Raw genomic sequence first — 25,521 nt, 5'->3', positions numbered from 1 at the left:
CCGGTTCAATCCCGCCAGTTGGCGTAACCGCACCCCAATCCGCCCCCCGAGCACGGCACGCGGAAGGCACGCGGAGGGCACGCGGAGGCCGAGCGGACAACACGCGGACGGCGTCCGGACGGAGTCCGGACGCCGCGCGGGCGACCCGGACCGAGCCGCCCGGCGAGAGCGCGCGGGAGGAAACGCACTAGACGGGGGCGCCCATGCGGACGCCCACCCGGGTGCGCGTGGCGACGAGCTGCCCCTCCTGGGGGTAGGCGTGCCAGGTCCGCCACCGGACCTGGCCCTCGTGGCGCTGGGCCAGCATGGCGGTGAAGGCGTGCGGGCTGCCGGGGAACGTGCCGGCCAGCCCGTTCGGGTGGTCGGCGACGAGGGCGAGGAGTTCCTGCGCGCGGCCCGCGAAGGAGCCCCGCGAGAGGTTCTCCACGCGGGCGGCGAACTCGTACTCCCAGTCGCCGACCCGCTTGGCCACGCCGAGCGGAAGCGGCGTACTGCTCCCGGGCATGCAGGCGACGGTCTCCGAACAGAGCACCTCCCCCTCCTCCAGGAGCACCTGGTGAGAGGCCCCGAGCAGGCGGAGCTCCACTTTCGCGTCCGCGAGCTGGAGGTTCAGTACGGCCAGGGCGGGCAGCCGGTCCCGTCCCAGGGCCCAGGCGAGATCGGCGGCACGCGTGTCGGTGTAGGTGGTCTGGAGGGTCGTGAGCATGAGTCGGCTCCGCAAACGCGCGAGGGAGATGGGCCGGAGCCCGCCAGCGGTAGTCAACGGGTGGGGGGACACCGGCACGGGTCCACAGGAAGTCCAGGGAGGTCCGAGGACTGGTCTACTCAACCGAGGGAATCATGAAAGGCACGGCACTCACAGCGGATTTACCCAACTTGACGGGGTTTACATCCCCCCGGGGGCTACCCAGTTCACGTGTTCACCAGCATGCCGCCCGTACGCCGTAACGCCCGGCCGAACAAGTAGACGCCCGAGGGAAGTTGTCCCCCACGGGCGCCCTGTTCAACACTCGTCGGCGGGCCTTCCCGAAGGATCAGCTGGAGCCGCAGCCGCCCCCGCCACCGCAGGAGGACGACGATCCGCCACACGAGGACGACGAGGACCCGCAGGAGGGCCCCGAGTCGGACGAGGACCCGCCGCAGGAGGACACCGCGCCCGTACCGCCGGAGGCCGCCCACCAGCTGTCGGAGCGGTCACCACCCGACCGGCGCGAGGAGGGCCGTGAGGAAGACCGCGCGGAGGACCGCGAGGAGGACCGCGAGGAGGACCGCGCGGAGCGCCGGCGGCAGGCCGCCGCCCGCTTCGCCTTCGAGACCAGGATCCCCGCTACGGCACCTGCCGTCACCACGAACGCCACCACCAGGACAAAGACCAGGACCACGGTCCTCGCCTCCTCTCGGAAGCCCGGTTCCCCGGGGTGCGGGATCCCCTCGTCCCGCATGACGGGGGGGATCCCCTCCGGCCGATCGCGCCAAAGCACACTTGAGCAACTCCAGAGCTTCCCCGCAGGATGGCGCCCATGACCGCATCCGCGAGCAGCAGCAGCCGCCCCTTCCTCAACCGCCGCCTGGCGTCCTTCGGCACCACGATCTTCGCGGAGATGTCGGCGCTGGCCGCCCGCACCGGGTCGATCAACCTGGGCCAGGGCTTCCCCGACACCGACGGCCCCGCCGAGATCGCCGAGGCGGCGGTACGGGCCGTCCGCGACGGCCGGGGCAACCAGTACCCGCCGGGTCCGGGCGTCCCGGAGCTCCGTACGGCCGTCGCGGAGCACCAGCGGCGGTTCCACGGGCTGACGTACGACCCGGACACCGAGGTGCTGGTCACGGCGGGTGCGACGGAGGCCATCGCGGCGTCCCTGCTGGCCCTCCTGGAGCCGGGTGACGAGGTCATCGCGCTCGAACCGTTCTACGACTCGTACGCGGCCTGCATCGCGATGGCCGGGGCGGTCCGCGTCCCGCTCACCCTGCGCGCCCCGCACTTCCGCCCCGACCTCGACGCCCTGCGGGACGCGATCACCCCGCGCACCCGGCTGTTGCTCCTGAACACCCCGCACAACCCGACGGGCACGGTCCTCACCCGCGAGGAACTGACCGCGATCGCGGAGCTGGCCGTGGAGCGCGACCTCCTCGTCGTCACGGACGAGGTCTACGAGCACCTGGTCTTCGAGGGCTCGCACATCCCCCTGGCGTCCCTGCCCGGCATGCGCGAGCGCACGGTGACGATCTCCTCCGCCGGCAAGACGTTCTCCTTCACCGGCTGGAAGGTCGGCTGGATCACCGCACCGCCCGCGCTGGTCTCGGCGGTGCGCTCGGCGAAGCAGTTCCTGACGTACGTCGCGTCGGGCCCGTTCCAGTACGCGATCGCCGAGGCCCTGGCGCTGCCGGACGCGTACTACGACACCTTCCGGGCGGACCTCGCGGCCAAGCGCGACCTCCTCGCCGACGGCCTGACGGCGGCCGGTTTCGAGGTCTTCCGCCCGCAGGGCACGTACTTCATCACCACGGACATCTCCCCGCTCGGCGAGAAGGACGGCCTGGCCTTCTGCCGCGCCCTGCCGGAGCGCTGCGGCGTGGTCGCCATCCCGAACCAGGTCTTCTACGACAACACCGAGGCGGGCGCCACCCAGGTCCGCTGGGCCTTCTGCAAGAAGCCGGAGGTCCTCCAGGAGGCCGTGCACCGCCTGGGTCGGTGGGCGGGGTGACGGGGTGACGCGGGCCGCGCGCCTGCGGGAGCGGACGGGTCCGGGCGCGCGGCCGGCCACGCACCGGGTCGTGAATGACCTGGTGCGTGGCCGGGGTGGCGCTGTGTCGGGCGACTAGTTGCCGTCGCCGTCCTCGGGCTTCTCCTCGCCCTCGGCGGAGTCGACTTCCTTCTCCAGACCGAGCTGCTCGAGGAGCCACTTGTCGAACTCGATGGAGGCGCGGACCCAGCTGACCGTGGAGGACACGAAGTGCTCCAGGTTCACGCCGGTGCCGATCAGCATCTGCGCCTCACCGATCAGGCGGACCGAGCCGTCGTCGTGGGTGTGGCTGTAGACCTTCGGCCACAGGGTGCGGCGGTTCCAGTCGTCGATGGACTCCAGCAGCTGCGGCTTGTCCTCGATCGCGTGGGGGCGGTCGTAGAAGGTCCGCACGGAGAAGACCTGCTGCTCGTCCTCGCCGCGGAACATGAAGTACGTGCGGAAGTCCTCCCACGGCGCCGCGAGGTCACCCTCGTCGTCGACGACGTACTTGAGCTCCATCTGCTCCAGGAGCTGCTTGACCAGGTCCTGGTCGGGGACGACGGGGCCCGCCGGTCCAGTGGCCTGCGGATCGGGCTGCTGCCCTCCGAAGTTCGGAATCGAGGCCGGGTCGATGCTCACCGTGTACTTCCCTTCGTGCGGATACAGCCATCCTCCACCATCGCGCCCACCCCGTGTCCACCCCTGCACCCGCGATCCGCTCCGGGCGGACAGGAGTAGGACCGGGGTAAGGGGCGGCGCCCCTTACAGGGCCCGTCCGACCAGCAGGTCTTCGCCGGACACGTCGACGCGTACGGTGTCCCCTTCCCGCACCTCGCCGGACAGGATCTCCTTGGCCAGCCGGTCCCCGATCGCGGTCTGGATCAGGCGGCGCAGCGGCCGGGCGCCGTACGCGGGGTCGTTGCCCTTGTCCGCGAGCCAGGCCAGCGCCTCGGGCGTGATGTCGAGGGTCAGCCGGCGGTCGGCGAGCCGCTGGGCGAGGCGTCCGATCTGGAGCTCGGCGATGTGGGCCAGCTCGTCCCTGCCGAGGGCGGAGAAGACCACCAGGTCGTCGAGCCGGTTGAGGAACTCGGGCTTGAAGGAGGCGCGGACCACGTCCAGGACGCGGGCCTTCTTGTCCTCCGCCGAGGTCGCCGGGTCCGTCAGGAACTGGCTGCCCAGGTTCGAGGTGAGGATGAGGATGGTGTTGCGGAAGTCCACGGTGCGGCCCTGGCCGTCCGTGAGCCGGCCGTCGTCCAGCACCTGGAGCAGGACGTCGAACACCTCCGGGTGCGCCTTCTCGACCTCGTCGAGCAGGACGACGCTGTACGGGCGGCGGCGAACGGCCTCGGTGAGCTGGCCGCCCTCCTCGTAGCCGACGTAGCCGGGCGGGGCGCCGACGAGGCGGGCCACGCTGTGCTTCTCGCCGTACTCCGACATGTCGATGCGGATCATGGCCCGCTCGTCGTCGAAGAGGAAGTCCGCGAGGGCCTTGGCCAGCTCGGTCTTGCCGACGCCGGTGGGGCCGAGGAAGAGGAAGGAGCCGGTCGGGCGGTCCGGGTCGGCGATGCCCGCGCGGGTGCGGCGCACGGCGTCGGAGACGGCCCCTACGGCCTCCTGCTGGCCGATCAGCCGGCGGCCCAGCTCGTCCTCCATGCGGAGCAGCTTCTGGGTCTCGCCCTCCAGCAGCCGACCGGCGGGGATGCCGGTCCAGGCGCCGACCACGTCGGCGATGTCGTCGGGGCCGACCTCGTCCTTGACCATGCTGTCCTTGGCGCCGCCGCCCTTGGACGCGGCCTCCTCCTCGGTGGCCTCGGCCAGCTCGCGCTCCAGCGCGGGGATCTCCCCGTAGAGCAGTTTGGAGGCGGAGTCGAAGTCCCCGTCGCGCTGGGCGCGCTCGGCCTGGCCGCGCAGGTCGTCCAGGCGTTCCTTGAGCTCGCCGACCTGGTTGAGGGACTTCTTCTCCTTCTCCCAGCGGACGGTGAGGCCCCGCAGGTCCTCCTCCTTGTCGGCCAGGTCCTTGCGCAGCCGCTCCAGGCGTTCGCGGGAGGCCGCGTCGGACTCGTTCTTCAGCGCCAGCTCCTCCATGCGCAGCCGGTCCACGGAGCGCTGGAGCTCGTCGATCTCGACGGGCGAGGAGTCGATCTCCATGCGCAGCCGGGACGCGGCCTCGTCGACGAGGTCGATGGCCTTGTCGGGGAGGAAGCGGGAGGTGATGTACCGGTCGGAGAGGGTGGCGGCGGCGACGAGGGCGCTGTCGTTGATGACGACCTTGTGGTGGGCCTCGTAGCGGCCCTTGAGCCCGCGCAGGATCGCGATGGTGTCCTCGACGCTGGGCTCGGCGACCAGCACCTGCTGGAAGCGGCGCTCCAGCGCGGGGTCCTTCTCGATGCGCTCGCGGTACTCGTCCAGCGTGGTCGCGCCGACCATGCGCAGTTCGCCGCGGGCCAGCATCGGCTTGAGCATGTTGCCGGCGTCCATGGCGGAGTCGCCGCCCGCGCCCGCGCCGACGACGGTGTGCAGCTCGTCGATGAAGGTGATGATCTGGCCGTCGCTCGACTTGATCTCCGCGAGCACGGTCTTGAGGCGCTCCTCGAACTCGCCCCGGTACTTGGCGCCGGCGACCATCGCGCCCAGGTCGAGGGAGACGAGGCGCTTGTTCTTCAGGGACTCGGGGACGTCGCCCTTGACGATGCGCTGGGCGAGGCCCTCGACGACGGCGGTCTTGCCGACGCCGGGCTCGCCGATGAGCACCGGGTTGTTCTTCGTCCGGCGCGACAGGACCTGGACGACGCGCCGGATCTCGTGGTCGCGGCCGATGACCGGGTCGAGCTTGCCCTCGCGGGCCGCGGCCGTGAAGTCCGTACCGAACTTCTCCAGGGCCTTGTACTGACCCTCGGGGTCGGGGCTGGTCACCCGCCGTCCTCCTCGTGCGTTCTGGAAGGCGGACAGCAGCTTCTTCGCGGTCGCGCCCTGGGCGGAAAGGACCTCACCGGCCGGTCCGCCCTTGGCGGCGACGGCGATGAGGAGGTGTTCGGTGGAGAGGTATTCGTCCCCGAGCCGGCCTGCCTCGGCGTCGGCCTCGGCCAGTACGGCGAGCAGGTCGCGGCTGGGCTGCGGGGGCGCGACGGTGGAACCCGTGACGCTGGGCAGGGCGGCCAGCAGGCGTTCGGCGCCGGCGCGGACGGCGGCCTGGTCGGCCTCGGTCGCGGCGAGCAGGTCGGTGACGTTCTCGTTGTCCTCGCCGGCGAGCAGCGACAGCAGCAGGTGCGCGGGGGTCAGGTCGGCGTGACCGTCCTTGACGGCCCTGCTGGTGGCGGCGTTCAGGGCGGCACGGCTCTTGTTGGTCAGCTCGGCGTCCACTTGCGGCTTCTCCTCTCCGACGGGAATGACGGGGTACGTGGTCCGAGACGCGTCCCGGGGTCAACTCTGACAGATTCAGCGTCTGCAAAGTTGAGTCTATTCCACTCAAGGCTGAGCGCGGCCCCTATCGACCGTGCTTCGCACGTACTCTCGGCCCATGTCCCATGACGTACTCAACCCGACGTCCGAGTACCTCGCCTTCTGGCGGGAGCGGCACGTCTGCACCCTGACCACCCCGCGCCCCGACGGCACCCCGCACGTGGTGCCGGTGGGCGTGACGTACGACCCCGAGGCGGGGCTGGCCCGGGTGATCAGCAACAGGCACAGCAAGAAGGTGCGCAACATCCTGGCGTCGCCGGACGGGGCCGCGAGGGTGGCGGTGTGCCAGATGGAGGGGCGGCGCTGGGCCACCCTGGAGGGCCGGGCGGTGATCCGCGCCGACGAGGCGTCGGTCGCCGACGCCGTGGCGCGCTACGCGGAGCGCTACGGGAGGGTCCCCTCGCCCAACCCCGACCGGGTCGTCATGGAGATCACCCTCGACCGGGCCATGGGCCGGGCCTGAAGGACCGATGATCCGGTTGAACCGGTGGTCCGGTTCAGCCGATGGTCCGGTTCAACCACTGGACGCGGACATCACAACGGCGCCATCGTGGTCAGGTCCACGATGGCGCCGTTGTGTGGGGGAAGCGCCTGGGCGATCTGCAACGACGGGGGGATCGCGTCAGGCACTGCGGGGGGTGGCGGCGGTGATATCGGGTTCGAAGAGCTGGTGGTCGCGCTGATCGAGATTGACGAAGACCATGCCGTAGCGAACTTCGCAACGAACGGGCTGCGGTGCGCCCCGGGGGCGGCGCAGGCAGCGGTAGGCACGGACGTCCTCGTCCTCCTCGCGCACGACGACGATCGGCTGGCCGAACAGGGTGACCATCAACGAGTCGCCGGTGTGGGGAATGGCGGTGGCGAGATCGATGAACTGCCATCCGGACCGATAGGCGGAGGCCATCTCGCGGCGGAAGTCGCGGTCGTCGGGGGTCATCAGAGCGCCTTCACGGGCACGATGTTCCAGCCGCTGTCCGGCTCTCCGGCGGGCCGGGTGTTCCAGCCGCTGTCGGGTTCACCGGCGGGTGTGTCGTTCCAGCCGCTGTCGGGTTCACCTGCGGGCGCGGCGTTCCAGCCGCTGTCGGCCGGCGCGACGTTCCAACCGCTGTCCGACTTACCCTTCGGCACGATATTCCAGCCGCTGTCACTGGCCAGTGCGTTCCCCGCATCGCCATTGACGGCGCTGACTGCCCCAAATACCGCAACAGCGGAGAAAACAACGGCAAGCGCCGAGCGAAGCATTCTCTTGTACATGGTCGGCTTCGTCCTCACTTGATGGAATCCTCTCCCCCGCACGTCAGACCATGGCTCATTCAGGCACGTTACGGCCACAGGGACGATGCATCATGTTCTTGCATGTTCAGGACCCTGGGGGGTGGAGATTTGCCCATAAACGACACAAACCCGACACATCCCCACCCCGTCACATCCATGTGCGACGAGGGGGCTCGACTTTACGCGGCGGCACTGAGCACCGGCCGGGTACCTCGTAGTGAGGTGGAAAACATCCCCTGCCTGCTCGAATTCGCTCTGCTGCGCCCCGACCCGGATGACGCGAACCAGCTCCGCGCGGTTCCCCCGGCGGTCGCCCTCGCCCAGCGCCTGCATCCCCTCGAGCGGGAGATCCAGGACCGTCGGCGCAGCGCGATCGACCTCACCGATGCATTCGAGCCGTTCCTCACCATCAGTGCGCAGAACCCCGCCAACACGCACGCGATCACCGTGCTGGAGGGATTCGACCAGATCAACGCCGCCCTCGACCTGGCGACGGCCGAGTGCCACACGGAGATGCTGACGGTCCAACCCGGCGGCGCCCGGCCGTCCTACGCCCTGACCGAGGCCCTGGAACGGGACGCCCCGCTCATCGACCGCGGGGTCAGCATCCGCACCCTCTACCAGCACACCGCGCGGCACAGCCAGGGCACGCTCGCCTACGTGGACCGCATCTCCACGGGCAAGGTCGAGATCCGCACCCTCGAAGAACTCATCGAGCGGCTGATCGTGTTCGACCGCACCGTGGCGTTCATCCCCGTCAGCGACGACCGCCGGGTCGCCCTGGAACTGCGCCACCCCGGACTGGTCGACTACCTCATCAAGGTCTTCGAGCAGCTGTGGCGGCGCGCCGTGCCGCTCAGCCAGGAAGTTACCTACACGCACCGGCCCGACGGCATCTCGGGCGTGCAGCGCTCCATCGCGCAGTTGCTGGTCGAGGGGCACGTGGACGAGGCGATCGCCCGGCGCCTGGGGATGAACGTACGGACCTGCCGCGCGCACATCGCCAAGCTGGCCACCGCCCTGGGCAGCGGCAGCCGCGCCCAGCTGGGCTTCCTCATCGCCCGCTCGGGCATCCTGCGCGACTCGACGGGCCCGCCGCCGCCCCCGCTGCCGGAGCTCTGAGGGGCCCTGGGCGGCGCTCCCCGACCCCGGGGGCCCATCGGGACGGCATATGCCCCGGCGCACGCGGAAGGCCCCGCCGGGAGCGTTCCTGGAGGGGCCTTGCGCGGATGCGGGCCGGGCCGCGCCCGGCGTTCAGCTCAGCGGGCGCTTCGGGCCGGGCCGCCAGACGACCAGGGCACTGCCCGGCTGCGGAGCCTGGTACGGGACCAGGTCGCGCCGGTACGAGGCGTGCACCTGGGCCTCGCGGGCCTGGAGGGCGGCGGCCGCCCCGTCCACGGCCGAGGAGAGTTCGGCGACGCGCTGCTGGAGCGCGGCCACCTGGTTCTCCAGTTCGATGATCCGCTTGATGCCCGCGAGGTTGATGCCCTCGTCCTGGGACAGCGCCTGCACGGTGCGCAGGAGCTCGATGTCCCGGGCCGAATAACGCCGGCCGCGGCCGGCCGTACGGTCCGGGGAGACCAGGCCGAGGCGGTCGTACTGGCGGAGGGTCTGCGGATGCAGGCCCGAGAGCTGGGCGGCCACCGAGATCACGTAGACCGGGGTGTCGTCGGTCAGCTGGTAATGGATCCTTCGGCGGCCGTCCATCTCATGCTCCCTTCACCGACTCGAACAGCTCGGCGCGCGGGTCCTCGGGATCCGTCGCGTCGCGATACATCTCCAGGGCCTCGCGGGCCTTGTCGGACAACTCCGTCGGGACCGTGACCTCCACCGTGACGAGGAGGTCGCCGCGAGTGCCGTCCTTGCGGACCGCGCCCTTGCCGCGGGCCCGCATCGTACGACCGCCGGGCGTGCCCGGGGGGAGTTTCAGGGTGACCGCCGGACCGTTCAGGGTCGGCACCTTGATCTCGGCGCCGAGGGCGGCCTCCGCGAAGGTCACCGGGACGGTCACCGTGAGGTTGTCGTCCTTGCGGCCGAACACCGGGTGACCGTCGACGTGGACCACCACGTAGAGGTCGCCCGCCGGACCGCCGCGCTCGCCCGGGGTGCCCTTGCCGCGCAGCCGGATCCGCTGGCCGTCGAAGACGCCCGCCGGGATCCTGACCTGCATCGTCCGCGAGCTGCGGGCGCGCCCGCTGCCCTTGCAGACGTCGCAGGGGGTCTCCGCGATGAGACCGCGGCCCTTGCAGTCCGCGCAGGGGTCGGTCAGCGAGAACCCGCCGCCGCTGCCCCGCGAGACCTGACCGGTGCCGACGCAGGTCGGGCACACCCGGGGGGTGCCGTTCTTGTCGCCGGTACCGGAACACGCCTTGCAGGGCGACTGCGAGGACATCCGCAGCGGGACGGTCGCGCCGTCCACGGCCTCCGTGAAGGAGAGCGTGACCTCCGACTCGATGTCCTGGCCGCGGCGCGGCTGGGTACGGGTGCCCGGACCCTGGCCGGTGCCGCGGTTGAACAGGCCGCCGAAGACGTCGCCCAGGCCGCCGCCGAAGCCGCCGCCCGGACCCCCCTGCGGCTGCTGACCTCCGAAGAGGTCACCGAGGTCGAAGTTGAACGAACCGCCGGCGCCGCCGGGACCGGGGCGGAAGCCCCCGTTCCCGAACAGCGCGCGGGCCTCGTCGTACTCCTTGCGCTTCTTGGCGTCCCCGAGGATGTCGTTCGCCTCGGAGATCTCCTTGAAGCGCTCCTCGGCCGAGGTGTCGCCCTTGTTGGCGTCCGGGTGGAACTCGCGTGCGAGCTTCCGGTACGCCTTCTTGATCTCGGCCTCGGTCGCGTCCTTCGGGACACCGAGGACCTTGTAGTAGTCCTTCTCGACGAAGTCCTTCGTGCTCATCCCCGGTGGCCCTCCTCTCGGTTCCCTACATGGTGGACGTCAGCCCTTGTCGGGGGCATCCGTGTCCTTGTCGGACGGCGTGTCGCCGTCGGCGGACTCGGACTTGCCCGCGGGTGCCGCGCCCGGCTGGGGCTCGGCGACCGCGACCCGCGCGGGGCGGATCGTCCGCTCGCCGATCCGGTAGCCCGGCTGCAGGATCGCCACGCAGGTGTCCTCGGTGACGTCCGGCGCGTACGAGTGCATCAGGGCCTCGTGGATCGTCGGGTCGAAGGGCTCGCCCTCCTTGCCGAACTGCTGCAACCCCATCTTGGCGGCGGCGCTCTCCAGCGATTCGGACACCGACTTGAAGCCGCCGACCAGTTCGCCGTGCTCCCGCGCCCGACCGATGTCGTCCAGGGTCGGGAGGAGCTCCGTCAGGAGGGACGCGACCGCGATCTCCTTGACGGCGATCCGGTCCCGCTCCACGCGACGGCGGTAGTTCTGGTACTCGGCCTGGAGCCGCTGGAGGTCCGCGGTGCGCTCGGAGAGCGCCGTACGGGCCTGGTCCAGCTGCGCCAGCAGGGCCACGTCAGCTGCTGCGGAGTCCCCGGCCGGGGCCGCGGCCTCCTCCTCGGAGGAGGCCGCGGCCTTCGACTCGGCGGCGTCGTCGGGCGTGCCGTCGGCGGGGACTTCGGGCTTCTCGTCGAATCCCGGGGTCTCCTCCGGCATCAGGCAGCGCCACCCTTCGGCTTCTCGTCGTCGACGATCTCGGCGTCGACGACGTCGTCGTCGGCCTTGGCCTGACCGGCGTCACCGGCGGCGGCGCCGCCGGCGGCCTGGGAGGCCTGGGCGTCGGCGTAGATGGCCTGGCCGAGCTTCTGGCTGACCGCGGCGAGCTTCTCCGTCGCCGTGCGGATCTCGGCGGCGTCGTCGCCCTTGAGCTTGTCCTTCAGCTCGGTGACGGCCGTCTCGACCTCGGTCTTGACGTCGGCCGGGACCTTCTCCGCGTTGTCCGCGAGGAACTTCTCCGTCTGGTAGACGAGCTGCTCGCCCTGGTTGCGGGACTCGGCCGCCTCCTTGCGACGGGAGTCCTCGTCCGCGTACTGCTCCGCTTCCTGGCGCATGCGGTCGACCTCGTCCTTGGCGAGCGAGGAGCCGCCGGTGACGGTCATCTTCTGCTCCTTGCCCGTGCCGAGGTCCTTGGCCGTGACGTGCATGATGCCGTTCGCGTCGATGTCGAAGGAGACCTCGATCTGCGGGATGCCACGGGGCGCCGGCGGCAGGCCGGTCAGCTCGAACATGCCGAGCTTCTTGTTGTACGCCGCGATCTCGCGCTCGCCCTGGTAGACCTGGATCTGCACGGACGGCTGGTTGTCCTCGGCCGTCGTGAAGATCTCGGACCGCTTGGTCGGGATCGTGGTGTTGCGCTCGATGAGCTTGGTCATGATGCCGCCCTTGGTTTCGATACCGAGGGACAGCGGGGTCACGTCGAGGAGCAGGACGTCCTTGACCTCACCCTTGAGGACACCGGCCTGGAGGGTCGCGCCTAGGGCGACGACCTCGTCCGGGTTGACGCCCTTGTTCGCGTCCTGACCGCCGGTGAGCTCCTTGACCAGCTCGGCGACGGCCGGCATGCGGGTGGAGCCGCCGACCAGGACCACGTGGTCGATCTCGGACAGCTGGATGCCGGCGTCCTTGATGACGTTGTGGAACGGGTTCTTGCAGCGGTCCAGGAGGTCCGCGGTGAGCTGCTGGAACTGGGCGCGCGTGAGCTTCTCGTCCAGGTGCAGCGGGCCCTCGGCGGAAGCCGTGATGTAGGGCAGGTTGATCGAGGTCTCCGTGGAGGAGGACAGCTCGATCTTCGCCTTCTCGGCGGCCTCGCGCAGGCGCTGGAGCGCCATCTTGTCCTTGGACAGGTCGACGCCGTGACCGTTGGCGAACTGCTTCACCAGGTAGTCGACGACGCGCTGGTCCCAGTCGTCACCACCGAGGTGGTTGTCACCGTTGGTGGCCTTCACCTCGACGACGCCGTCACCGATCTCCAGGAGCGACACGTCGAAGGTGCCGCCACCGAGGTCGAAGACGAGAATGGTCTGGTCGTCCTTGTCGAGGCCGTAGGCCAGGGCGGCGGCGGTCGGCTCGTTGACGATGCGCAGGACGTTCAGACCCGCGATCTCACCGGCCTCCTTCGTCGCCTGACGCTCGGAGTCGTTGAAGTAGGCCGGGACGGTGATGACCGCGTCCGTGACCTTCTCACCCAGGTAGGCCTCGGCGTCGCGCTTCAGCTTCTGCAGGATGAAGGCGCTCATCTGCTGCGGGTTGAAGTCCTTGCCATCCAGGTTGATCTTCCAGTCAGTGCCCATGTGGCGCTTGACGGAACGGATGGTCCGGTCCACGTTCGTGACCGCCTGGCGCTTGGCCACCTCGCCGACGAGGACCTCGCCGTTCTTGGCGAAGGCGACGACGGACGGCGTGGTCCTGGCGCCCTCGGCGTTGGTGATGACGGTGGGCTCGCCGCCTTCGAGAACGCTGACGACGGAGTTGGTGGTGCCCAGGTCGATGCCGACCGCACGTGCCATTTTGATTCCTCCAGCTGACTTGAGTGGAACAGGCTCAAGAATGCCCCACCTTCGCCCGTCCGTCAACAGAGCTGAGCCGAGGCGACTCAACCTTTAGGCCTTCCTTACGCGCAACCCGGCAGCCGCAGGGCCGTGCGGGGGACCGCCGCCGCGCGGCGCGCCGGGCGTGCGCGGGCCGTCCGGCACCGTGCTGGCATGCCTCTGCTCCTCACGCTCCCGGCCCGCCGGTCGGCACGGTGGACCCTGCCCGCCGGGCCGCCCGCCAAGCGGGTGCTCGACCTCGCCGGCGCGACGGCACTACTGGCGGTGACCGTCGTCCCGCTCCTGCTGACCGCCGCCCTGCTGTACGCGGCCGGCCGCGCGGACGTCCTCGTACGCACCCCGGCCGTCGGACTCGGCGGCCGATCCTTTCGCACCTGGCGGCTGCGCACCGCGAACGCCGGGCCGATCGGCGCGGCGGTCCGACGGTGCGCGCTGGACGGGCTGCCGCAGCTGCTCAATGTGGTGCGGGGTGAGATGTCCCTGGTCGGGCCGCGTCCACAAGACGGTACGGACCGACCGGATCGACTTCTCGTACGTCCGGGTATGACCGGATTGTGGCAGGTCAGCGCGCGTTCCGACCTCCCCTGGGAGGAGATGGCCCTGCTCGACCGGCACTATGTGGAGAGCCATTGGCTGGGGATGGATCTCGCGATCCTCGCGCAGACCCCTCGGGCGGCCTACCGACAGAGGCAAGCCTGAGCGACACAGATCACCGCACGCTCGTCTACATTGCGGCGCGGGGAATGGGTAACCTCAAGCCTTGACTCAATAAGTTACCGCTTAGTAAGTCCCGCCCGAGGAGCCCTCCCATGCAACTCGCCGCGATCATCGTGTCGCTGGTTCTGACCGTGGTCGGCGTCGCGCTGCTCGCCCGAGCCGTGGCGCAGATCTACCGCTTCGTGAGGCTCGGCCAGCCGGTACCGGCGGGCAGCCGCACGGACCGCCCGAAGGATCGAACGCTCACCCTGGTCAGGGAGTTCCTCGGCCACAGCCGGATGAACCGCTGGGGCATCGTCGGCTTCGCGCACTGGTTCGTCGCGATCGGCTTCCTGACGCTGCCGCCGACCCTCGCCCAGGCGTACGGCCAGCTCTTCCAGGCCGACTGGACGCTGCCGATCATCGGCGGCTTCCTGCCGTTCGAGATGTACATCGAGTTCATCGGTCTGATGACCGTCGTCGGCATCCTCGTGCTGATCGCGATCCGACTGCTCAGCCTGCCCTCGCGGGCCGGTCGCAAGTCGCGCTTCACCGGCTCGAAGGCCTGGCAGGCGTACTTCGTCGAGTACATCATCCTCACGATCGGCCTCGCGATCCTCGCGCTGCGCGGCCTTGAGGGCGCGATCCACCACGTGGACTCGTACGACCCGGCGTACTTCGTCTCGTACCCGCTGGTGCTGGCCTTCAAGGGGCTCTCGCTCGGCGCGCTGCAGAACGCCATCTACTTCACCGCGATGATCAAGATCGGCACCTCGCTGATCTGGATGATCGTCGTCAGCCTCAACACCAACATGGGTGTCGCCTGGCACCGCTTCCTCGGCTTCCCGAACATCTGGTTCAAGCGGAACGCCGACGGCGCCGTCGCGCTGGGCGCGCTGCAGCCGATGACCAGCGGTGGCAAGGAGATCGACTTCGAGGACCCGGGCGAGGACGACTCCTTCGGCGTCTCCCAGGTCGAGCAGTTCTCCTGGAAGGGCATCCTCGACTTCTCCACCTGCACCGAGTGCGGCCGCTGCCAGTCGCAGTGCCCCGCCTGGAACACCGGCAAGCCGCTCTCCCCGAAGCTCCTGATCATGTCGCTGCGCGACCACGCGCACGCCAAGGCCCCGTACCTGCTCGCGGGCGGCGGCAAGGACATGGAGGGCAACGAGAAGGCCACGGCCGAGCAGCTCGCCGGCGTCCCGGCCGCCGCCCTCGCGGAGGCCGAGCGTCCGCTGATCGGCACCGCCGAGGAGAACGGCGTCATCGACCCGGACGTGCTGTGGTCCTGCACGACCTGCGGTGCGTGCGTCGAGCAGTGCCCCGTCGACATCGAGCACATCGACCACATCGTCGACATGCGCCGCTACCAGGTGATGATCGAGAGCGCGTTCCCGTCCGAGGCGGGAACGATGCTCAAGAACCTGGAGAAGAAGGGCAACCCCTGGGGTCTGGCCAAGAAGCAGCGCGTCGAGTGGACGAAGGAGGTCGACTTCGAGGTCCCGATCATCGGGAAGGACGCGGAGGACCTCTCCGAGTTCGACTACCTGTACTGGGTCGGCTGCGCGGGCGCGCTGGAGGACCGGGCGAAGAAGACCACGAAGGCCTTCGCCGAGCTGTTGAACATCGCGGGCGTCAAGTTCGCGATCATGGGCGGCGACGAGAAGTGCACCGGTGACTCCCCCCGCCGCCTGGGCAACGAGCCGCTGTTCCAGCAGCTCGGCCAGGAGAACGTCGCGATGCTGAACATGGCGTTCGGCGAGGACGACGACGACCCGTCGACGAAGAAGCCGAAGTCGGCGAAGCGGATCGTCTCGACCTGCCCGCACTGCTTCAACACCATCGCGAACGAGTACCCCCAGCTCGGCGGCGAGTACGAGGTCATCCACCACACGCAGTTGCTCCAGCACCTGATCGACGAGGGCCGGCTCACGCCGGTGACCCCGGTCGACGGCTTGGTCACGTACCACGACCCCTGCTACCTGGGCCGCCACAACAAGGTCTACACGCCGCCGCGCGAGATCATGTCGTCGGTGCCGGGCCTGCGGCAGCAGGAGATGCACCGCCACAAGGAGCGGGGCTTCTGCTGCGGCGCGGGTGGCGCGCGCATGTGGATGGAGGAGCGGATCGGCAAGCGCATCAACAACGAGCGCGTCGACGAGGCCCTGTCCCTGAACCCGGACATCGTCTCCACCGCCTGCCCGTTCTGCCTGGTGATGCTGACCGACTCGGTCAACGGCAAGAAGAACGACGGCCAGGCCAAGGAATCCGTCCAGGTCGTCGACGTGGCGCAGTTGCTGCTGGAGTCGGTCAAGGCCCCGGAGCCGACGGCGGAGGAACTCGCCGAGGCCGAGGCGCTGGCCGCGCGGGAGGCGGAGGCGGCGGAGGCCGCGGCTGCTGCTGCTGCTGCTGCTGCTGAGAAGGCTGAGGCCGAGGCGAAGGCGAAGGCCGAGGCGGAGGCGGAAGCCAAGGCGAAGGCTGCTGCGGACGCGGAGGCCGAAGCTGCGGCGAAGGCGGAAGTTGCGGCGGAGCCCGCTGAGGTGGCTCCCGCTGCCGAGGCGAAGGCCGAGGCAGAGCCTGCGGCGGAAGCTGCGGCAGAGCCCGCTGCGCCGACTCCCGCTGCCCAGGCCGAGGACGGGCGCGCTGCCGAGCCGGAAGGCACGGACGTGGTCCGGGCCGAGGCCGCCACGGACGCAGTCGAGCCCGTCGCGAAGGCGGAGACGAAGGCCACGGCCGAGGCCGAGCCTGCCGGCAAGGCGGCGGCGGTCGAGCCCGCGGACACGGCCAAGCCCGCCGAGGCGGCGGCCAAGGACGAGGTCAAGCCCGCCGACGAGGCAAAGGTCAAGCCCGAGGACGAGGCCAAGCCCAACGAGGCGGCAGCAGCCACGACCGAGGGTGACGCCAAGCCCGCCGACGAGGCGGAAGCCGAGGCCGCGGGCGACGCGGTCAAGGGCGAGGCGGGGGCCACGGGCGGCAAGTAGGCCCCGGCCCCACGGCGCGCGGGTGCAGCGCCGCACGACACGCGAACGGCCGGTCCCCCCTCGGGGACCGGCCGTTCGCGTGCGTCGTCGTGCAGGGCGGGACGGGGGCGGTCAGCCGCGGCCGCGGCCGCGCCGCAGCATCGCGAAGCCCAGGCCGGCCGCGCCCATCGCGGCCATGCCGCCCCCGGCCGCCACCAGCGCCGGGGTGTCGCCCTTGTGGGCGACTCCCTCCGCGCCGACCCGCGCGCCGTCCTTGGACGCGGTCCGCTCGGAGGACGTCGTCCCGGCGGGCTTGACCACCGGCGCCGTGGTCGGGGTCGCAGCAGTGACGACGTCGGCGGGAGTGCCCGGCTTCGCCTTCTCCACCGTGTACGTCTCGATCAGCTTGCCGGTGCCGAAGTCGTAGACCCAACTGTCGCCGCCGCTCCGGCCGTCGATGGCGACGAACTTGAGCCGCTTGCCGTCCTGGACCAGCTTGTACGTCCAGCCGTCGTGCAGCGCGTTCGGGTGCTTCAGGTCGATCGTGCCCAGCGGGCGCCCGTGCGGCGTGAAGAGCTCCACGCGCTTGCCCTGGGGGCCGGACGCGTGGCCGTGGCCGTCGACGAGTCGCGCGATCCGCCCGTCGGGCAGGGTGACGCGGATCCGGGTCTCCTTCTTGACGTCCGGCCTCGGCTTCACGACCGGCTTCACGACCGGCTTCTGGACCGGCTTGCCGCCGCCCTCGACCCACGAGGTCACCCGGCCGTTCCCGTGCAAGGTGATGTGGAGACCGCCGCAGGTGGCGTTCGTCGACCGGCCGTTCTCGGCGGCCAGGCTGCCCACCTTCCGACCGCCGGCGAATATTTCGGCCTCGAAGCGGTCGTCGCCGACCCGGTAGACCTTCGCGACGGATCCGTCGGCCAGCTTCACCGTGGTGACGTAGCCGCGCGCCGCGACCGGCGGCGTCGTGGACTGCGTGACGGGCGGCACAACGGGCGGCGTGACCGGCGGGGTGACCGGCGGCGGCGTCGTCGGCGGCGCCGTCGGGTCCACGGCCGGCCGCTCGATCCCGGGCAGCGCCTCGGCCCCCGGAACCGTCGCGGAGTCCGCGAAGGCGGATCCGACGGGCACCGCCAGCACGGCGGCGGCTCCCGTCAGGACGGCGGCGGTACGAAGGGTGCTGCGGCGGGTGCTGCGCATGGTGCGGGCTCTTTCCTGCTCGTTCGTGACTCCGTTGCGACGACACCGACGAAGCTACGGGCCTGATACATAGGCATTCCGTCGGGAAGGTAACGAACCACCGCAGACTGCCGCACAGCCGCGTAAAACACCCACCCGGGCGTCCCCTAGGGGATGTCACAGCTCAGCCGCAAAGGCCACGTGTTCGGGCGGCCCGGCCACCGACGGTCCGCCGAGCAGGTACTTTCGATCACGTGGCTGGATTCAGGATCGGACGCGGCCGGGACAACAACCGCACCCCGCAACAACCCCCGCAACCCCCGCGGCAGCAGCCGTACGGTCAGCAGCAGCGCCAAGCGCCGCAGGCACCGTACGGTCAGCAGCCCTACCCTCCCGCCGGTCCACCCCCGCAGCAGCAGTGGCCCCAGCAGGGTGCCGCCGGGGGTCATCACGGCGAGCCGGAGTACTTCGACCCGTACGGCCAGCAGCAGCAGGCCCCGTACGCGGCCCCGCACGAGCCCTCGTACGCGAACAACCCGGGGCACACCCAGGCCTTCGTCTTCGGCGAGGACCCGTACAACCAGGGCCCGACCTACCAGGCGGGTTCGGCGGCCGCCGCGCCCGCGGGGCCCCGACTGCACTGGAAGGAGCTCCTGCGCGGCATCGTGATGCGGCCGGGGCCGACCTTCTTCCAGATGCGGGACTACGCCGTCTGGGGTCCGGCGCTGGTCGTCACCTTCCTCTACGGCATGCTCGCGGTCTTCGGCTTCGACAAGGCCCGCGAGGACGCCATCAAGGCGACCCTCACGCAAGCGATCCCGATCGTCCTGACCACCGGGCTGGCCTTCGTCATCTGCGGCCTCATCCTCGGCGCGGTCACCCACACGCTGGCCCGCCAGCTGGGCGGCGACGGGGCCTGGCAACCGACCGTCGGACTGTCGATGCTGGTCATGACGATCACGGACGCCCCGCGCCTGCTGGTCGCGGTGTTCCTGGGCGGCGACAACATGTTCGTGCAGGTGCTGGGGTGGGTCACCTGGCTCGCGGCCGGCGCGCTCTTCACCTCCCTGATCAGCAAGTCGCACGACCTGCCCTGGCAGAAGGCACTCGGCGCCTCCGCCATCCAACTGGTCGCCCTGCTGTCGATCATCAAGCTGGGCACGCTCTGACCCGCTGACCGCACGTACGACGAGGGGCCCGCCGCGCGGTCAGCGCGGCGGGCCCCTCTTCGTACGTCTCGCCTCAGGCGTCGAGGACCTGGCCCTCGCGCTTGACCACGGGCGGCTCGACCGACCAGGGGAAGTTGATCCACTCGTCGGTCTTCTTCCACACGTACTCGCACTTCACGAGGGAGTGGGACTTCTCGTAGATCACGGCCGACCGGACCTCGGCGACGTGGCCGAGGCAGAAGTCGTGGACCAGCTTGAGCGTCTTGCCGGTGTCGGCGACGTCGTCGGCGATCAGGACCTTCTTGTCCGTGAAGTCGATCGCCTCGGGCACCGGCGCCAGCATGACCGGCATCTCCAGCGTCGTGCCGACGCCCGTGTAGAACTCCACGTTGACGAGGTGGATGTTCTTGCAGTCGAGCGCGTACGCCAGACCACCCGCGACGAAGACCCCGCCGCGGGCGATGCTCAGGATGATGTCGGGCTCGTAGCCGTCGTCGGCGATGGTCTGCGCGAGCTCGCGCACGGCGCGTCCGAACCCCTCGTAGTCGAGGTTCTCGCGTACTCCGTCAGTCATGCGTCGTGCCTCACCTGGGTGCGGTGGAAGTTCTGGAAGGAGCGCGAGGCGGTCGGCCCGCGCTGCCCCTGGTAACGGGACCCGTACCGCTCACTGCCGTACGGGAACTCCGCCGGCGAGCTGAGCCGGAACAGGCAGAGCTGCCCGATCTTCATGCCCGGCCACAGCTTGATCGGCAGGGTGGCGAGGTTCGACAGCTCCAGGGTGACGTGCCCCGAGAAACCGGGGTCGATGAACCCGGCGGTCGAATGCGTCACCAGACCCAGCCGGCCGAGGCTCGACTTCCCCTCCAACCGGGAGGCGATGTCCTCGGGCAGCGAGATGACCTCGTACGTCGACGCGAGCACGAACTCGCCCGGGTGGAGGATGAACGCCTCGTCCCCCTCCGGCTCGACCATGCGGGTCAGATCGGGCTGCTCGACGGCGGGGTCGATGTGGGCGTAACGGTGGTTCTCGAAGACCCGGAAGAACCGGTCGAGACGCACATCGATGCTGGAGGGCTGCACCATCGACTCGTCGAAGGGGTCAATGCGAACCCGTCCGCTGTCGATCTCGGCCCGGATGTCTTTGTCGGAGAGAAGCACGTCCCGAGGATACGCAGAGCGCCCGGGCCACCCCCAATCGAGAGCGAACCCGCGCGCCCCGCCCGGACTCCCGGCCGGCCCCGGACTCCCGCCCGGACTCCCGGCCGGTCCCGGACTTCCCGGCGCTCGGCGCGTCAGCGCTTGGCGCCGCCCACGGGCGGCGCGTCAGCGCTTGGCGCCGCCCACGGGCACCGCGTGCCTCAGCCGCGCGCACCGCGGACACCTCAGCAACCGCCCGGGCCCGATCCGACCGGCACCGAGGTGCTGGAGCGGAAACGAGGCGGTACTGAAAACGTGCCCTTCGGCACAACGGACGACGGTGTGCTCCATCGAGTCCCTTTCCCCAACGAGCCGTACTGCGATGAATCGCCACATTAAGGGATGTTCGGGACGCGCTCCAGCCGCCACTCCAACCACCGGACCGCGCCCTAGGCTACGCCCCAACTCCCGCGCCCACGCGCCCTGCAGCACCCGTCGACGCACCACCGCCCCCGCGGGCGAATTCACCGCGGGTCGATCATGAGGTACAGTGTGCAACGGTACGGATCCAGGCAACTGGTCCATATTGCGGATGTAGTTTAATGGTAGAACATGAGCTTCCCAAGCTTATAGCGCGGGTTCGATTCCCGTCATCCGCTCCACCGCAAAGCCCCAGGTCCGCGACCTGGGGCTTTGTTTGTTTCCCAGACCCATCCGGGCCCGCGTGCCATTCGCGTGCCGTAAGTGCCGTAATGGGGCGTCGGATTGCGCCTCGAACCGCCACTCGCGGCCACCGCGCGCCGAAGCACCTCGAATCCCAAGGCGCATTTCGAGTGACCTGCGCCACGCGACTCAGGGGTACGGCCCCGGCTGCGTGCCGGGACCGCACCCCTGTGCGTCACCTCCGCCGTGCCGCTCCGGCGGGAGCCGCGAGCGGGGGAACGATCCTGTGGACGGTGGCGGTCGCGCCGGTGCCCGACCCACGATCCGTCGACGCGAGCTGACTGCGGACGGTGGCGTCGATGTCACCAGCGAGCTTGCGCGGGTGCTCCTTGGTGAGTGCTGGTAGATCGGCTGCGCACGCTCGGACGACTGACCCGCGCGGACCATCATGTCCATCAGCTTGGCGCCGGTGTCGGCAGCGAGGGTGTTCCCCGTGTGACGTAGGTCGTAGAAGCGGAACTCCTTCGACATGCCGACCGCGTCACGGGCCTTGCGCCACTTCCGACCGAAGGTGGCAGGTGAATGGTGTGGACACCCGCCGCCGACTTGGTGCCGCCCTCGACTCCTGGACAGGGCCGTTTCCGAGACCCTCGAGGGTGAGGGAAATGACCGGGCGTGGACGCATCCTGCGGAACCGCGGTCAGCGGTGGTCGTCGGGCAGGGTTTCGGTGCTGCCGTCGGGGTGGATGAGGAGGCGGACCGCACCGCCGTAGCGGTCGTCGGTTATCACAGCAGGGGTCGGGAAGCCGAGCTGCTGGGCGCGCTGCTGGAGGATGCCGATGACGACGTCCTGGATGTTGCCGAAGGGCGGGGCCGTCACGGGGACCTCGTCGATCAGGCCCGCGTGGTGGGAGAAGACGCGGACTTCCGCGGCCGGAGGGGTGGGCTGCACGGCGACTGCCTTTCAGGGGTTCGGGACGGCTTCGCCGGTGGACGGCGGGTTCGCGGTGTAGGTGCCGCGCGAGACCCGTAGGAGTCGGCCCGCCTTGACCATGGCGGACAGGGCGTTGCTGACCGACTTCCCCGCGTCCCGGTACGCACCCGGGGGTAGCGCCCCGACCACGTCGCGGCTGGTGAAGTGACCCGGGAAGGAGGACACTGCCGTCTCCACAGCGCGCCGCAGGCTGGGGACGCCCCAAGGACCGGACCCGCCCGCGCCCGTGGCGGAGCGGTGCGGGTGATTGTCGCACTGGATGCCCGCGTGGCCCTCGCCGTGGTCCTGGCGCGGGGTGAGGGGCTGGTAGCGCTCCAGGTGGGAGCCGAGCTCGCGCACCGCTTCCAGTACGGCCGCCAGATTCCGGGCGTGCGCGGCGGCGGCCGGGTCCGCAGTGTGGGCTGCGGGGACGAGCACCGCCGTGATGGCCTCCACATGGTGCAGCGAGTCCGCCAGGCGGCGCAGCAGGGGCTCGAAGATGTCCTGCCGCAGCGCGGCGACGGGGTCGCTGGTCGCGAGCTCGATGCTCACGGAACCGGTCAGAGCGCTGTCCGTCACCTCGTAGGCGGTCTCGTCACCTGCTGCCGCACGCCAGGACTCCAGGCTCACGCGGGTCCGGGTGACCGCGGCGAGGAGCTCGGGTGCCACGGCGGCGGACGGTGTGAACGCGAGCATCCCGGCGAGCTGCTCGGTGACCTTGAGTATGGGGAGCGTGGCGCACACCAGCGGGCCGAGCACGGTCTTCTGTATGGCCAGGGCCGGATCGGCGAGCGAGTAGGTGATCCGTGCTCCCGACAGGGCCGGAGCGCCCGTCTTCGATACCTCGTCTGTGTCGGCGCGCTGTCGGCGGTCTGCTGGAAAGTGCTGTGCCGGATCCTGCCGCTGGGCGGGAACCGGCCCCTGGCCGGAACCCAATGACCGGCGTGCCCGATGCTCCTGGAGGGCGCTGAACGCGTCCAGTACCGCGGCTACTTCAACCGCTTCACCGCAGCCGCCGCCCGTGGCGGACGCGGTGACGGTCAAGCGTCCCCGGCTGTCGCCGATGTGCAGCCACCTGCGGATCCAGCGCCGGTCCTGCTCCGTGGTGGCGGCGGCGTAACCGCCCGGATCGGACCGGACGACGGAGCCTTGCAGGCATTCGGCCCACACGGGGCAGGAGAAGCACAGCTGCCGGGCCGCATGGTTGAGGGCCTGGCTCCGCCGCATGCGGAAGGGAAGTTCCGGAGCACCCGCGGACGGACGTTCCAGGAGCGGCTCCGCGAAGATGTCGGGCCGCCGCTGGCAAGGCAGAAGCGTCGTGGTGGCCGGCAGCATCGCTGTCGGCCGGGTTCTCATCGCTGTCCTCGCCATGAAAGAAGTCCCCCGATGTTCTTTGTGACCAACGGGGACTCTAGAGCAGGGCAATTGGCAGCGGCAAAGCCGTACCACCTGCTGTGGATCACTTATTACACAACGGGAATGCCGGCCCACCACCTCACCGCGCATCCGTGTCAGCGGCTGCCGCGATCCGGCGGAGCCCCCGGCGCTCCAGCCTCGGTTCACGCCGGTTCACGGAGGAGAACGTTCTGCTACGAACCGTCAGAACGCCGACGACGCAAAGAAAACCAAGGGGGACGCCGTATAGCGGCGCCACCATTCCCACCCCCGACGCGCCGACGAGGAGTACGTCGGCCAGTACGACGGTGACGCCCCGGCGGCCCCTGGGCCGCTTGAGCATCCAGGCACCCAGCAGCGCCATACCGCCGAGCGCCCAGTAGCCGAAGACCGCCTGGCCGCTGAGGAGTCCGCCGGAAGACCCACGCGCGATGTCGCCCGCGGCCGCCAGGTAGCCGGTCATCGCGGCGGTGACGACGGTCGAGACGAGACCGAGCAGCAGCTGGCCGCGACGGCGCAGCAGCCACACCAGCACGGCGAGGACGAGCAGCACGGCCATCGTGATGAACGAGGCCATACTGGTCGAGGCGAGCACGAAGAGGGTGTAGGCGCCGGCGATGCCGAAGACGATCCGGCGGAGCAGCCGCACGGCCCAGGCGTCGTCGCGCTCCTGACGGAGCAGCCGGCGGAGGGGGTCGAGGGAGGGGCGAGGGGTCATCACGGACCGTCCATACCTGTTGCGGGTGTGCGGAGGGTGAGGGCCGGAGCGCCCGCGCTTTCAGCTCCGGAGGCCGGTCCAGCGGTCTCGCGCCGGGTGATGGTGGTCGGCTGCTGGAAGCCCATCTGCCAGAGCGGGCTGGGCAGGCGCTTCGGCGTGGCCTGCTGCTCGGGCGCCTCGACGGCGGGGACCTGCGCCTGCCCCGGGGCTACGGCCTCCATCAGATTGTCGATCTTCGCCTTGCGGGCCTCGGGGGTCTCGGCCGCGAAGGCGTGCGGGTCGATGTAGCGGGGGAGGTCCTTGTTGTCGAACTGCGCGACTGCCCGCACGGCGTTCGTGCCGGCCTCGGTCCGGGTCGCCTCGGGCCATGACTGGGGGGCCTCGTACACGAAGTCGATGTTGTGCAGGCCGACGTTCTCGTTCCCGCAGAGCGTGCCGAGCTCCTTCTGGTGCAGGACCGACCGGGTGTTGCCGATGTCCGCGAAGACCACCACCCGGCCTTCGGCCAGCCCGCCGTACGTCGCGGAGATCTCGTCCCATTTGGCCTTGGCGTAGCCCTCGGAAAAGCCCGCCTTCTCACCACCGAGAGCCCGGATGATCGCCGGTTCCCACAGGAACATGCCATCCAGCTCCCGGCCGCCCTGGGTCGTCTCCAGGGTCTGGGCGGAGCCGGCGCTGATCGCGTTCTGCTCGGCGGCCCACTGCTCCGCGATGAAGCGCTGGGACAGGAAGTGCGCGCCCTTGTCGTTCTTCGGCGCGTCCGGGTGCTCGAGGCCGTGCGACCAGAAGGCGCTGATCGGCTTGGCCCCTTCAGGCGGAGTGAGCTTCGCCTTGTCCCGCGCGAGGGCGTCGATGTACTGCCTCTCCTTGGAGAGCAGCGACTTGCCGTCGTCCAGCACGATGTCCTTCAGCCCTGCCGCCACGGCGGAAGCCGAGATCTGCTCCGCCACGGCGTCCGGGTCGAGCCGGGCGTCCTTGGCTGCCAGCTCACGGGCGTGAGCCCGCGCCAAGGCGCCTTCCGCTATGTGTTCCGGTACCGGCTCCGAGCTCACCGTCGCCCGGCTTTCAACGGACGGGGATACACGTCGAGGCTCAGGTTGACCGCTCCGGGACGGGACCCGTCGGCGGTACCCGTCGCGGGGGTGATGGTCAGGCTGGCGAGTGCGCCGTCCGGAGCGTTGAGCTCCCAGTAGGCGATGCGGTAGGGGCGCTTGTACTTGAGGCGGCTCTCCAGCTTGGGCACGGCGTACTCTCCGAGCTCGTCGGGGAAGTCCGTCGAGTCCCAGGCGCCGTCCCAGGCCGGTGCGCCGAGCACCGAGGACACGGCGTCGCGGTAGAGGGGCCATGCCTCGTCGGCCTCGGCCAGCACCTGGGCGTTGCCCTCGGGGGTGACTGACAACGAGCCCCACACCCAGTACGAGAGGCTGTGCACCGGTGCCCAGCTGCCTCCCAGCGCGTTCAGCGTCATCGTGCCCCCGGTCCGCGTGACCACGTTGAGGACGTACTCGAACTGGGTCGGCGTCCAGCCGAACTGGGCACACCACTCGTCCAACCCCTGGCTGGGCAGGGGCGGCCCGTTCCATACGGTCTCCCAGTGGACGTCGGTCAGCCCCCTCAGCTCGGTGACGAGTTCCTCCGGGGTGCGGTCCACCGGCGGTTCGAAGGGCGTTCCCATGTC

At 70.2% G+C, this 25,521-nt stretch carries 23 protein-coding genes, 1 tRNA gene and 2 pseudogenes; 8 read left to right on the top strand and 18 right to left on the bottom strand.

Annotation, left to right across the window (positions count from 1 at the left end; genetic code table 11):
- Positions 1–187: 187 nt before the first annotated feature.
- Positions 188–706, bottom strand: a complete 519-nt coding sequence (locus tag ACZ4XJ_RS15945; protein ID WP_468496501.1) for a DUF2617 family protein — start codon at positions 704–706, stop codon at positions 188–190.
- 275 nt (positions 707–981) lie between these two features.
- Here ACZ4XJ_RS15945 and ACZ4XJ_RS15940 point away from each other — a divergent pair, with 275 nt between their 5' ends.
- Both ACZ4XJ_RS15940 and ACZ4XJ_RS15935 read left to right on the top strand, forming a co-directional pair.
- Positions 982–1,524, top strand: a complete 543-nt coding sequence (locus tag ACZ4XJ_RS15940; protein WP_468496500.1) for a hypothetical protein — start codon at positions 982–984, stop codon at positions 1,522–1,524.
- Positions 1,512–2,705 carry a pyridoxal phosphate-dependent aminotransferase gene (locus ACZ4XJ_RS15935; RefSeq protein WP_362875324.1) on the top strand — a complete coding sequence of 398 codons (1,194 nt, stop codon included), beginning with the start codon at positions 1,512–1,514 and terminating at the stop codon, positions 2,703–2,705. The genes ACZ4XJ_RS15940 and ACZ4XJ_RS15935 overlap by 13 nt, the downstream gene beginning before the upstream one ends.
- A gap of 114 nt (positions 2,706–2,819) precedes the next feature.
- On the opposite strand, the gene ACZ4XJ_RS15930 is transcribed toward ACZ4XJ_RS15935, so the two are convergent.
- Both ACZ4XJ_RS15930 and clpB read right to left on the bottom strand, forming a co-directional pair.
- The gene (locus ACZ4XJ_RS15930; protein WP_362875323.1) at positions 2,820–3,365 is read right to left on the bottom strand and encodes a type III secretion system chaperone family protein; all 546 of its coding nucleotides are present in this window, start codon (positions 3,363–3,365) and stop codon (positions 2,820–2,822) included.
- Between the two features lie 123 nt (positions 3,366–3,488).
- Positions 3,489–6,086, bottom strand: a complete 2,598-nt coding sequence (gene clpB, locus ACZ4XJ_RS15925) for an ATP-dependent chaperone ClpB (RefSeq protein ID WP_468496499.1) — start codon at positions 6,084–6,086, stop codon at positions 3,489–3,491.
- Between the two features lie 157 nt (positions 6,087–6,243).
- Between clpB and ACZ4XJ_RS15920 the strand changes: the two genes are divergently transcribed.
- Positions 6,244–6,648, top strand: coding sequence for a pyridoxamine 5'-phosphate oxidase family protein (locus ACZ4XJ_RS15920; RefSeq protein ID WP_362875321.1), 405 nt, complete (start codon positions 6,244–6,246; stop codon positions 6,646–6,648).
- 159 nt (positions 6,649–6,807) lie between these two features.
- On the opposite strand, the gene ACZ4XJ_RS15915 is transcribed toward ACZ4XJ_RS15920, so the two are convergent.
- Together ACZ4XJ_RS15915 and ACZ4XJ_RS15910 are read right to left on the bottom strand one after the other, a co-directional pair.
- Positions 6,808–7,122: a (2Fe-2S)-binding protein gene (locus tag ACZ4XJ_RS15915; RefSeq protein WP_281208138.1), complete on the bottom strand. Its 315-nt coding sequence runs from the start codon at positions 7,120–7,122 to the stop codon at positions 6,808–6,810.
- Entirely contained in the window at positions 7,122–7,457 is a 336-nt protein-coding gene (locus tag ACZ4XJ_RS15910) for a hypothetical protein (RefSeq protein ID WP_362875320.1), read from the bottom strand. The genes ACZ4XJ_RS15915 and ACZ4XJ_RS15910 overlap by 1 nt, the downstream gene beginning before the upstream one ends.
- An 84-nt stretch (positions 7,458–7,541) precedes the next feature.
- On the opposite strand from ACZ4XJ_RS15910, the gene ACZ4XJ_RS15905 reads away from it, so the two are divergent.
- On the top strand, positions 7,542–8,582 hold the full coding sequence (locus ACZ4XJ_RS15905; protein WP_362875319.1) for a helix-turn-helix transcriptional regulator: 1,041 nt from the start codon (positions 7,542–7,544) through the stop codon (positions 8,580–8,582).
- A 132-nt stretch (positions 8,583–8,714) separates the two neighbouring features.
- Here the strand turns inward: ACZ4XJ_RS15905 and ACZ4XJ_RS15900 are convergent, their stop codons facing one another.
- From ACZ4XJ_RS15900 to dnaK, 4 genes are read right to left on the bottom strand one after another with little or no spacing between them, the layout of a single operon-like run.
- Positions 8,715–9,167, bottom strand: coding sequence for a heat shock protein transcriptional repressor HspR (locus tag ACZ4XJ_RS15900; RefSeq protein WP_362875318.1), 453 nt, complete (start codon positions 9,165–9,167; stop codon positions 8,715–8,717).
- A gap of 1 nt (position 9,168) precedes the next feature.
- Entirely contained in the window at positions 9,169–10,353 is a 1,185-nt protein-coding gene (dnaJ, locus tag ACZ4XJ_RS15895) for a molecular chaperone DnaJ (RefSeq protein WP_362875317.1), read from the bottom strand.
- Positions 10,354–10,392: 39 nt separating this feature from the next.
- Positions 10,393–11,061, bottom strand: coding sequence for a nucleotide exchange factor GrpE (grpE, locus tag ACZ4XJ_RS15890; protein ID WP_362875316.1), 669 nt, complete (start codon positions 11,059–11,061; stop codon positions 10,393–10,395).
- Positions 11,061–12,911, bottom strand: a complete 1,851-nt coding sequence (gene dnaK, locus ACZ4XJ_RS15885; protein WP_362875315.1) for a molecular chaperone DnaK — start codon at positions 12,909–12,911, stop codon at positions 11,061–11,063. Before dnaK ends, grpE begins: the two co-directional genes overlap by 1 nt.
- A gap of 195 nt (positions 12,912–13,106) precedes the next feature.
- On the opposite strand from dnaK, the gene ACZ4XJ_RS15880 reads away from it, so the two are divergent.
- Positions 13,107–13,652, top strand: a complete 546-nt coding sequence (locus ACZ4XJ_RS15880; protein WP_468496498.1) for a sugar transferase — start codon at positions 13,107–13,109, stop codon at positions 13,650–13,652.
- A gap of 110 nt (positions 13,653–13,762) precedes the next feature.
- Positions 13,763–16,018 (top strand): annotated as a pseudogene (locus ACZ4XJ_RS15875) ((Fe-S)-binding protein); the annotation flags it as partial.
- Positions 16,019–16,741: 723 nt separating this feature from the next.
- On the opposite strand, the gene ACZ4XJ_RS15870 reads toward ACZ4XJ_RS15875, so the two are convergent.
- A complete protein-coding gene (locus ACZ4XJ_RS15870; protein WP_468496497.1) occupies positions 16,742–17,809 on the bottom strand; it encodes a hypothetical protein in 1,068 nt (355 codons plus the stop codon).
- A gap of 233 nt (positions 17,810–18,042) precedes the next feature.
- On the opposite strand from ACZ4XJ_RS15870, the gene ACZ4XJ_RS15865 reads away from it, so the two are divergent.
- On the top strand, positions 18,043–18,957 hold the full coding sequence (locus ACZ4XJ_RS15865; RefSeq protein ID WP_362875312.1) for a Yip1 family protein: 915 nt from the start codon (positions 18,043–18,045) through the stop codon (positions 18,955–18,957).
- 73 nt (positions 18,958–19,030) lie between these two features.
- Here the strand turns inward: ACZ4XJ_RS15865 and ACZ4XJ_RS15860 are convergent, their stop codons facing one another.
- The gene (locus ACZ4XJ_RS15860) at positions 19,031–19,531 is read right to left on the bottom strand and encodes a phosphoribosyltransferase (RefSeq protein ID WP_266935795.1); all 501 of its coding nucleotides are present in this window, start codon (positions 19,529–19,531) and stop codon (positions 19,031–19,033) included.
- Positions 19,528–20,115, bottom strand: coding sequence for a dCTP deaminase (gene dcd, locus ACZ4XJ_RS15855; protein WP_362875311.1), 588 nt, complete (start codon positions 20,113–20,115; stop codon positions 19,528–19,530). Before dcd ends, ACZ4XJ_RS15860 begins: the two co-directional genes overlap by 4 nt.
- 567 nt (positions 20,116–20,682) lie before the next feature.
- On the opposite strand from dcd, the gene ACZ4XJ_RS15850 reads away from it, so the two are divergent.
- Positions 20,683–20,756 (top strand) — tRNA-Gly (locus tag ACZ4XJ_RS15850).
- Positions 20,757–20,992: 236 nt separating this feature from the next.
- Here ACZ4XJ_RS15850 and ACZ4XJ_RS15845 read toward each other — a convergent pair.
- From ACZ4XJ_RS15845 to ACZ4XJ_RS15820, 6 genes and pseudogenes are all read right to left on the bottom strand, one after another.
- Positions 20,993–21,333, bottom strand: a pseudogene (locus ACZ4XJ_RS15845) (tyrosine-type recombinase/integrase); the annotation flags it as partial.
- Positions 21,334–21,457: 124 nt separating this feature from the next.
- Positions 21,458–21,709, bottom strand: coding sequence for a hypothetical protein (locus tag ACZ4XJ_RS15840; RefSeq protein ID WP_385643546.1), 252 nt, complete (start codon positions 21,707–21,709; stop codon positions 21,458–21,460).
- Between the two features lie 12 nt (positions 21,710–21,721).
- Positions 21,722–23,065 (bottom strand): WhiB family transcriptional regulator, encoded by a 1,344-nt coding sequence (locus ACZ4XJ_RS15835; protein WP_468496567.1) that lies wholly within the window; start codon positions 23,063–23,065, stop codon positions 21,722–21,724.
- Positions 23,066–23,225: 160 nt separating this feature from the next.
- Positions 23,226–23,843, bottom strand: coding sequence for a hypothetical protein (locus ACZ4XJ_RS15830; protein ID WP_468496496.1), 618 nt, complete (start codon positions 23,841–23,843; stop codon positions 23,226–23,228).
- Complete coding sequence (locus tag ACZ4XJ_RS15825; protein WP_468496495.1) at positions 23,843–24,853, bottom strand: hypothetical protein; 1,011 nt, start codon at positions 24,851–24,853, stop codon at positions 23,843–23,845. Before ACZ4XJ_RS15825 ends, ACZ4XJ_RS15830 begins: the two co-directional genes overlap by 1 nt.
- A gap of 38 nt (positions 24,854–24,891) precedes the next feature.
- Positions 24,892–25,518: a hypothetical protein gene (locus ACZ4XJ_RS15820; protein WP_468496494.1), complete on the bottom strand. Its 627-nt coding sequence runs from the start codon at positions 25,516–25,518 to the stop codon at positions 24,892–24,894.
- Positions 25,519–25,521: the final 3 nt, after the last annotated feature.

The organism is Streptomyces sp. NPDC029836 (genome assembly GCF_055574495.1).
The sequence above is the reverse complement of the archived record's forward strand: the minus strand, read 5'-3'. Positions and strand labels throughout refer to the sequence as shown.